This window comes from Mycobacterium sp. (assembly GCF_036488105.1).
In the GTDB taxonomy this organism is placed as follows: Bacteria; Actinomycetota; Actinomycetes; order Mycobacteriales; family Mycobacteriaceae; genus Mycobacterium.
Genome location: NZ_DASXHW010000226.1, coordinates 1 through 8,318, shown reverse-complemented (window position 1 = coordinate 8,318; position 8,318 = coordinate 1). Strand labels below are relative to the sequence as shown.

The window sequence follows — 8,318 nt, the reverse complement described above, 5'->3', positions numbered from 1 at the left end:
AACTACTTCCGCTGGTTCGGCAGCCCGGAGGACCCGTTCGGCTGGTACTACAACCTGCTGGCGCTGATGACGCACGTCAGTGACTCGAGTCTGTGGATCCGGTTGCCCGACTTGGTCGCCGGGCTGGTGTGCTGGCTGCTGCTGTCGCGTGAGGTGCTGCCCCGGCTGGGGCCCGCGGTGGCCAAGAGCAAACCCGCCAACTGGGCCGCCGGCCTGGTGCTGCTGACCGCGTGGATGCCGTTCGACAACGGCCTTCGGCCCGAGCCCATCATCGCGGTCGGTTCGCTGATCACCTACGTGCTGATCGAGCGGGCGATGCGCTACAGCCGGATGACGCCCGCGGCGCTGGCGGTGGTGACCGCGGCGTTCACCCTGGGCGTGCAGCCCACCGGCCTGATCGCGGTGGGCGCGTTGGTGGCCGGTGGTCGTCCGATCCTGCGGATCCTGGTGCGACGTCATCGGGTGGTCGGCACCTGGCCGTTGGTGGCGCCGATGCTTGCCGCCGGCACGGTGATCCTGACGGTGGTGTTCGCCGACCAGACGCTGGCAACGGTCTTGGAAGCCACCAGGATTCGTACCGCGATCGGCCCAAGCCAGGCCTGGTACACCGAGAACCTGCGCTACTACTACTTGATCCTGCCCACCGTCGACGGTTCGCTGTCGCGCCGGTTCGGGTTCCTGATCACCGCCCTGTGCCTGTTCACCGCGGTGTTCATCATGTTGCGCCGCAAGCGGGTTCCGGGTGTGGCCCGCGGGCCGGCCTGGCGGCTGATGGGCGTCATCTTCGGCACGATGTTCTTCCTGATGTTCACCCCGACCAAGTGGGTGCACCACTTCGGGTTGTTCGCGGCGGTGGGCGCGGCGATGGCAGCGCTGACGACGGTGCTGGTGTCACCGGCGGTGCTGCGCTGGTCGCGCAACCGGATGGCGTTCCTGGCCGCGCTGATGTTCCTGCTGGCATTGTGCTTCGCTACCACGAACGGCTGGTGGTATGTGTCCAGCTACGGTGTTCCGTTCAACGCGGTGATGCCGAAGATCGCTGGAATCAGCATCAGCACAATATTTTTCGCGCTGTTCATCGCGACGGCGCTCTATGCCGCCTGGTTGCACTTCGCCCCCCGCGATCGCGGGCAGGGCGGACTGGCGCGCGCGCTGACCGCGGCGCCGATTCCGCTCGCTGCCGGCTTCATGGCGTTGGTCTTCATCGCGTCGATGGTGATCGGCATCGTCCGGCAGTACCCCACGTTCTCCAACGGCTCGTCGAACATCCGCGCCTTCGCCGGTGGCTGCGGGCTGGCCGACGACGTCCTCGTCGAACCGGACACCAATGCGGGCTTCATGCCGGCGCTGCCCGGAGACTACGGAACGCTGGGCCCGCTGGGCGGGACGAACCCTGTTGGCTTCAGCCCCAACGGAATACCGGACCACACCGTCGCCGAGGCGGTGGTGATGCATCCGAACCAGCCCGGCACCGACTACGACTGGGATGCGCCGACCAAGCTGAAGACTGCCGGCGTCAACGGCTCGACGGTGCCGCTGCCGTATGGCCTTGATCCGCAACGAGTTCCGGTGCTCGGTAGCTACACCACCGGTGCGCAGCAGCAGAGCAAGCTGGCCTCGGCGTGGTATCAGCTGCCGCCCGCAGACGACGGCCATCCGCTGGTCGTGGTGACCGCCGCGGGCAAGATCGCCGGCAACAGCGTGCTGCATCACCACACCGACGGGCAAGCCGTGGTGCTGGAATACGGCAGGCGTGCACCGAATGGCGACGTGCTGCCGGCCGGGCGGTTGGTGCCCGACGATCTGTACGGCGAGCAGCCGAAGGCGTGGCGCAACCTGCGCTACCCCCGATCGGAGATCCCCGCCGACGCCACCGCGGTCCGGGTGGTGGCCGACGACTTGTCGCTGACGCCGGAGGACTGGGTCGCGGTCACGCCCCCGCGGGTGCCCGAACTGCGCTCGGTGCAGGAGTATGTCGGGTCGACGCAACCGGTGCTGCTGGACTGGGCGGTCGGGCTGGCCTTCCCGTGCCAGCAACCGATGCTGCACTCCAACGGTGTCATCGACATCCCGAAGTTCCGCATCACGCCGGATTACATGGCGAAGAAGATGGACACCGACACCTGGGAGGACGGCGTCAACGGCGGCCTGCTGGGTATCACCGACCTGCTGCTGCGCGCCCACGTGATGGCCACCTATCTGTCCCACGACTGGGCCCGCGACTGGGGCTCCTTGCGTAAGTTCGACACCCTGGTCGATGCTCCGCCCGCCGAGCTGGATCTCGGCACGGCCACCCACTTCGGCTGGTGGTCGCCGGGCAAGATCAGGATCAAGCCGTAGCTCGGCGGTCGACCTCAGAAGGATCACTAGCATCTTCAGTCACTGAGGAGCGGCTTGTCTTTCCTTTCAATTCGAGTGCACGGGCGATATCACTAGCCCGGATCCACGCGGATTCATAGCGCATATGCCTGCAATTTGAAGTGGTCCTGTCCCCCTGGCCAGCATTGGCATGGGCGCGCATGACACGTGGTGACGGCCATCACGTTCCGATCCGGTCGACGGCGGGTAGGCCTTGAACATCCCATCCCCGAGCGAAAGGAGCGACCGTGAGCAGCGGACCCGAAGCGGCCATCAAGGGCGTCGTCGAGGACGTTAAAGGCAAGGCTAAAGAAATCATCGGCATCGTGGTCAACCACGAGGATCTGCGCAAAGAGGGCCGTGCGCAGCAAGAGAAGGCCCAGGCCCAGCGCGACGTGGCCAAGAAAGAAGCTGAGGCAACCTCCGCGCGTGCCGCGGAGAAGGCAGCCGAAGCTCGTCAGAAGTCGGCACGCTAAGGCGTAACTTAGCTGGGCGGCAACGGCTTTCGCTGTTGCCGCCCAGTTTTATGAGGTGTCGTTGGTTCGGCGTCTCCAATACCGGGTAGACGGACGCCAGGAGGCGAACATGCGCGCTGAAGAGGGCGACGAATCCATCGACGAACTGGCCGACGAGGCCGCGAAGACGAAGAAGGAACTCCGCGAGTCCACCGAGACGGGCGAGAAGGTCCAGAAGCAGCAGGGGCACGCCGACCGGCGGCGCTAGCGACCATCGCTGTGACGCGGGTCACGTTGAGGCATCTCATGTAAGGCATCTCTCGTGGTAGCGCGAGGTTCGTCTGCCTCGCGGACCCGGATAATTGACAGAATGTCATTAACGATTTCCACGCTAGCTCGTTGTGCATTACCTGTCGCCGTCGCGCTGGCGGGATCGATCGCTCCGGCGGCTGCCGAAGGCGGCACCGTGGTTCCCATGCGAAGCATTCTGCGAGCGTGTGACTTCAGCCCGATCCCCGACCGCTCGTCGACCGACCGCGGCACCGCGGCCGCGATCATCCACGCCAGCGGCGGCACCGTCACCGCCGATGTGCACCTCGCCGAGCCGGGCCAGCCGGGCACCCACTACGACGTCAGCCTGATCCAGGTACCGCGGGCGTCGACTGCGCCGTGCGACGTTCCCGGGCCGGGCGTCGCGGTGGCCGGTCTAGACAGCGACGGCGCGGGCGTGGCGAACACCACTGTGCGAGACAGCGTCCGCTCCGGCACGACCGGGGTCTGGGTCTTCATCCGACGGCCGGGTCAGTTCTCGCAGAGCCCGGACGAGTTTTACACGTCGGATTTCCCCGCGAAGGTCTAAATCGGCGTCAGGCCGGACAGTCGCCGGCCGCGGAGCTGCGGATTGCGCCACATTAGTCAGATCATTTGACTATCCTAGTCAGGGTGGCGAACAGGTGCGAAGCCACTGGAGCGCATAGCTGGCACGTGCGGAACGCAGCGGGCGCCGCCCTGCGCGCCCCCCGTTGCAGTCGGGTCGGCAGGGATCTGGCTCGGCAGTGTTGACGTAAGGTGTCTACCTCATGGGAGCGCGTGGCGATGAAGCCAAAGACGGTACGGACGACGCGCACCCGATTGATCTAGGGGTGGGGTTGTTCATCCCTTACCGGTACATGGAGGACCGGATTTTCCGGGCTATCCAGGATGCTGGGTTCGACGACTGGACGCTTGCTCAGGCCCGCGTGTTCCAACGCATCGCCGCGGACGGTTCGCGTCTCACGGACCTCGCTGACCAGGCGCAAATGAGTAAGCAGAGCGCTGGGGTGCTGGTAGATCAACTAGAACACTTGGGCTATGTCCGCCGGGTACCCGACCCGACCGATGGCCGCGCCCGGTTGATCGTGATCGAGGAACGTGGCCAGCGGGCAGCCGAGGTGGCCACGGCGACATCCAGCGAGATCCTCTCGGAGTGGAGGGCCTATCTGGGCACCCGCAATTTCACGCTCTTGCACCAGATCTTGGATCAACTCCGCGAGATCACCGACCCCTTTGCGCAGATACCTTAGCCGCACCGAGCCGTCGGTCCCCGATCCCCGTTCGCGCCGAGCCGTTCCGGCTAGCGGGCGCCGCGGTCTTAAATGGCCCTCTGATATAGTCAGGAATATTGACTACTATCGTCAATGATTTTGACTTTCCCACTAGAAGGAGCATCGCTATGAGTATCAGCCTGACCTGCGGGCCGTCCGGCAGCGTCATCACCGGGGAGACTGAAGAGGAGTTGGTGGCCAAAGTGCAGGCACACGCCCGTGCACATGAGAACACCGAACTGTCTCGCGACCGCATCCTCGCCGAGATCCGCCGCAGGGACGCCGAGCGGCTCAACGACGCTGCGGCGTGGGACGCCATGGACGCCACGGCCACCCTGCAAAAGCTCTGCGACACAAGCGATATGGTGATCGTGCACCGCATGTTCCGCCGCGAATGCGCGATGCTGCCCAAACTCGTCGCTGGGGTGGCTAGCGGCGACGTCGCCCGGGCCCGCACCGTGGCCGGCCATGCCCGCGAAGTTCTCGACATGCTCCATCACCATCACATGGGCGAGGACGAATTGCTGTGGCCGAAACTGTCGGCGCGGACCCGGTTCCACGCCGATCTGCTCGCCCGCATGGACAGCCAGCACCAAGGCCTCGCGGTGCTGCTCGAGCAGGCCGCAACAGCGCTCGCCGAGTGGCAGGACGCGCCGACTGTGCACATGAGCACGCCGCTCACCGTGATCCTGAACCAGCTCTCGACGGGACTGAACGAGCATTTCGACGAGGAGGAAGCGGCGATCCTGCCGATCGTCGAACACGTGATCACCGCCGTCGAATACCGGGAGGTGGGCCTGCGGGGACTGGTGTCGATACCTCTCACACGCCGACTGATCGTGCTGGGCTACATCCTCGAAGGTGCGACCTCGCAGGAACGAAACGTCTTCCTCGCCGCCATACCCCGACCCGTCCGAATCGCCTACCGCCTCCTCGGAGAACGCCAGCACCGCCACGAGACCACCCGTCTCCGCGGCCCGCTGCAACCCGGAAGGGAGCACGGACCCGGGTCAACGGCCGGTGACAGTCGGCCAGTGCTTCCGGCTAAGCCGACGATGACCGTCGGCCAATTCGAAGGAGAGATTTGATGAGCTTTGACACCCCCCACGGCACCCGCGGTGCCCGCCAGCCCGGCGGGAAGCTGATGGCATGGATGAACACCTGGAACATGAACCGGATCCGCGGCAACGCCGACAAGGTGATGGGCATGCAGGCGCTGGTCCTGACCACCGTCGGCGCCAAGAGCGGCACCCCACGCCACACCCCAGTCGCCTACTTCCCGGACGGCGCCGACAGCTGGCTGATCGTCGCGTCGGCGAATGGGGCCGCAAAGAACCCTGCCTGGTACTACAACCTCGCCAGCCACCCCGACTCCGTGCAGATCCAGATCGCCGGCCGCACCATTGCGGTCAACGCCGAGCAGTTGCACGGCAACGCCCGCCAGCAAGCGTGGCACCACATCACCAGCACCGCAAAGCGTTTCGCGAAGTACGAGCAGAAAACCGACCGTGAAATGCCGGTCATCCGCCTGCGCACCCGACCCAAGTCGAAAAGTTGACGGCTGCCGGCACACCGCCCGCGAAGGTCTAAATCGGCGTCAGACCGTGCTTGCGGTTCGTCCGCCAACTGATCTGCTTGTCGCGCAAGAGGTGCAACGACCTACGCAGTAGCAGCCTGGTCTCGTGCGGCTGAATGACCCCGTCGATGTAGCCACGTTCAGCGGCGATCCACGGAATCGCCATGTTCAGGTTGTAGCCCTCGATGAAGTCTTTCTTGATCTGCTGCGCCTCGGGCGTGGTCGGGTCGGGGAACCGCTTCATCAGCAGCTGCGCCGCGCCGTCGGCACCGATCACCGCGATGCGCGCGGTGGGCCAGGCGAAGTTCAGGTCAGCGGTCAACTGCTTGGACCCCATCACCGCGTAGGCGCCGCCGTAGGACTTGCGGATCGTGATGGTCACCTTCGGTACGTCAGCCTCGACGACGGCGTTCAGGAACCGGCCGCCGCGCTTGATGATGCCGCCCTTCTCCTGCTCCACGCCCGGCAGGAAGCCCGGGGTGTCGACGACGAAAACCAGTGGCAGATTGTAAGAGTCGCAGAACCGGATGAAGCCGGCCGCTTTGTCGGACGCCTCGTTGTCGATCGCCCCCGCCATGTACATCGGCTGGTTGGCGATCACGCCGAGGGGACGGCCGTCGACCCGGGCGAACGCGGTGATGATCGCCTGGCCCCGCTGTGCGCCGACGTCGAAGACGTCGCCGTCGTCGAAGATGCGCAGCAGAACCTCGTGCATGTCGTAGGCCGCGTTGTCGCTGTCCGGCACGATGGCGTCCAGCTCGAGGTCGGACGGCGTGATCTCCGGTTCCAGTCCGGGGTTGACGACCGGTGCGTCGTCGAACGTGTTGGCCGGCAGGAAACTCAGGTAGTCGCGCACGTACTGGAACGCCGCGGCCTCGTCCTCGACGACCTGGTGGATGTTCCCGTAACGGGCCTGCGCGTCGGCGCCGCCCAGCTCATCCATGCTGACGTCCTCGCCGGTGACGTCCTTGATCACGTCCGGGCCGGTGACGAACATGTAGCCCTGGTCGCGGACCGCCACCACGAGGTCTGTCTGAATCGGTGAATAGACCGCTCCCCCAGCGCATTTGCCCAAGATGATGGAGATCTCCGGCACCAGGCCACGCAGCAACTCGTGCCGGCGGCCCAGCTCGGCGTACCAGGCCAGCGATGTGACCGCATCCTGGATGCGAGCCCCGGCGGAGTCGTTGATGCCGATGATCGGGCAACCGACCATGGCAACCCACTCCATCAGCTTGGCCACCTTGCGGCCGAACATTTCGCCCACCGAGCCTTGGAACACCGTCTGGTCGTGACTGAAGACCGCGACCGGACGGCCGTTGATCCGGCCGTGTCCGGTGACCACGCCGTCGCCGTAGAGCGCACTCGGGTCGCCCGGCGTGCGCGCCAAGGCCCCGATCTCCAGGAAGCTGCCGGGGTCGACCAGTGCGTGAATGCGGGCGCGGGCGCTCGGGATCCCTTTTTTCTCGCGCCGCGCGATCGCCTTCGGATCACCGGGGTCTTTGGCCGTCTCCAGCCTGTCGCGCAGGTCGGCCAGCAACTCAGCGGTGGTCTTGGTGGTCACTTAGGCTTCTTTCTGCTCGGCGTGAACCTTGTTGAGCGCCTGGGTCATATGCGCACCGACTTTGGCGATGATCGGCTCATCGATGGCCTGGATGTGCTCTCCACCGATCGGCACGACCTCCAAGTCCGCGACGTAATCGCCCCAGCCGCCGTCGGGCTTGCGGATCGCGTAGGCGGGCTCGAAGGTGATCGCGTCGTCGTGGTAGCGGTCGGCCATGTACAGCGTGACGTGGCCGTCGTACGGCTGATATTCGGCGGTGTCGATCGCCCGCTGGTCCAGATACGACGTGCGCTGGTGCTCGATGATCCCGCCCGGGATCTGCACGCCGGCTTGCTGGACGGCCTCCAGCACGAACTTGACCTGTCCCTCGTCGTCGAGCTGTTCGAGGTGCTCGTAAGGGATTTCGGGAACCTCGACGTTGAAGGTCCGCTCGGCGAAGCGCGCGTAGCGGTCCCAGCGCTTGCGGGTCTCCTCCTTGGTCTGCAGGATCGGCTCGCCGGGCATCACCGCGTCGATCAGCCCGACGAACGGCACGTCGCAGCCCTGCTGCTTGAGCCCGATCGCGCAGGCGTAGGCCAATGCACCGCCGAGCGACCAGCCGGCCAGGATGAACGGTCCGTTGCCGCCCAGCTCGCGCAGCTTCGGAACGTATTGCGCGGCACGCTCTTCGATGGTTCCCTCGACCCGCTCGAAGCCGTACATCGGGGTGTCGGCCGGCAGACGGCTCAGCAGCGGCTCGTAGACCACCGTCGAGCCGCCCGCGGCGTGGAACACGAAAACCG

At 65.7% G+C, this 8,318-nt stretch carries 9 protein-coding genes; 7 read left to right on the top strand and 2 right to left on the bottom strand.

The features are described from left to right. The 7 genes from VGH54_RS12055 to VGH54_RS12025 all read left to right on the top strand — a co-directional run. The coding region (locus VGH54_RS12055) for an arabinosyltransferase (RefSeq protein WP_331512228.1) at nucleotides 1–2,340 on the top strand (2,340 nt) is incomplete at its 5' end. 266 nt (nucleotides 2,341–2,606) lie between these two features. Next, complete coding sequence (locus tag VGH54_RS12050; protein WP_331512227.1) at nucleotides 2,607–2,834, top strand: CsbD family protein; 228 nt, start codon at nucleotides 2,607–2,609, stop codon at nucleotides 2,832–2,834. A gap of 109 nt (nucleotides 2,835–2,943) precedes the next feature. Beyond that, nucleotides 2,944–3,081: a hypothetical protein gene (locus tag VGH54_RS12045; protein ID WP_331512226.1), complete on the top strand. Its 138-nt coding sequence runs from the start codon at nucleotides 2,944–2,946 to the stop codon at nucleotides 3,079–3,081. A 207-nt stretch (nucleotides 3,082–3,288) separates the two neighbouring features. Continuing rightward, on the top strand, nucleotides 3,289–3,672 hold the full coding sequence (locus VGH54_RS12040) for a hypothetical protein (RefSeq protein ID WP_331512225.1): 384 nt from the start codon (nucleotides 3,289–3,291) through the stop codon (nucleotides 3,670–3,672). Nucleotides 3,673–3,892: 220 nt separating this feature from the next. Continuing rightward, nucleotides 3,893–4,375, top strand: a complete 483-nt coding sequence (locus VGH54_RS12035) for a MarR family winged helix-turn-helix transcriptional regulator (protein WP_331512224.1) — start codon at nucleotides 3,893–3,895, stop codon at nucleotides 4,373–4,375. A 149-nt stretch (nucleotides 4,376–4,524) separates the two neighbouring features. Next, on the top strand, nucleotides 4,525–5,484 hold the full coding sequence (locus VGH54_RS12030) for a hemerythrin domain-containing protein (RefSeq protein WP_331512223.1): 960 nt from the start codon (nucleotides 4,525–4,527) through the stop codon (nucleotides 5,482–5,484). Beyond that, complete coding sequence (locus tag VGH54_RS12025; RefSeq protein ID WP_331512222.1) at nucleotides 5,484–5,954, top strand: nitroreductase family deazaflavin-dependent oxidoreductase; 471 nt, start codon at nucleotides 5,484–5,486, stop codon at nucleotides 5,952–5,954. The genes VGH54_RS12030 and VGH54_RS12025 overlap by 1 nt, the downstream gene beginning before the upstream one ends. A gap of 28 nt (nucleotides 5,955–5,982) precedes the next feature. Here the strand turns inward: VGH54_RS12025 and VGH54_RS12020 are convergent, their stop codons facing one another. Beyond that, a complete protein-coding gene (locus VGH54_RS12020; protein ID WP_331512221.1) occupies nucleotides 5,983–7,536 on the bottom strand; it encodes an acyl-CoA carboxylase subunit beta in 1,554 nt (517 codons plus the stop codon). Next, nucleotides 7,537–8,318, bottom strand: a 782-nt coding sequence (locus VGH54_RS12015; protein WP_331512220.1) for a thioesterase domain-containing protein, incomplete at its 5' end; no start/stop codon positions are given.

Coding starts and splice junctions, on each gene's coding strand:
- VGH54_RS12045 (WP_331512226.1), top strand. CDS start 2,944: ATGCGCGCTGAAGAGGGCGACGAATCCATCGACGAACTGGCCGACGAG.
- VGH54_RS12040 (WP_331512225.1), top strand. CDS start 3,289: ATGCGAAGCATTCTGCGAGCGTGTGACTTCAGCCCGATCCCCGACCGC.
- VGH54_RS12035 (WP_331512224.1), top strand. CDS start 3,893: ATGGGAGCGCGTGGCGATGAAGCCAAAGACGGTACGGACGACGCGCAC.
- VGH54_RS12030 (WP_331512223.1), top strand. CDS start 4,525: ATGAGTATCAGCCTGACCTGCGGGCCGTCCGGCAGCGTCATCACCGGG.
- VGH54_RS12025 (WP_331512222.1), top strand. CDS start 5,484: ATGAGCTTTGACACCCCCCACGGCACCCGCGGTGCCCGCCAGCCCGGC.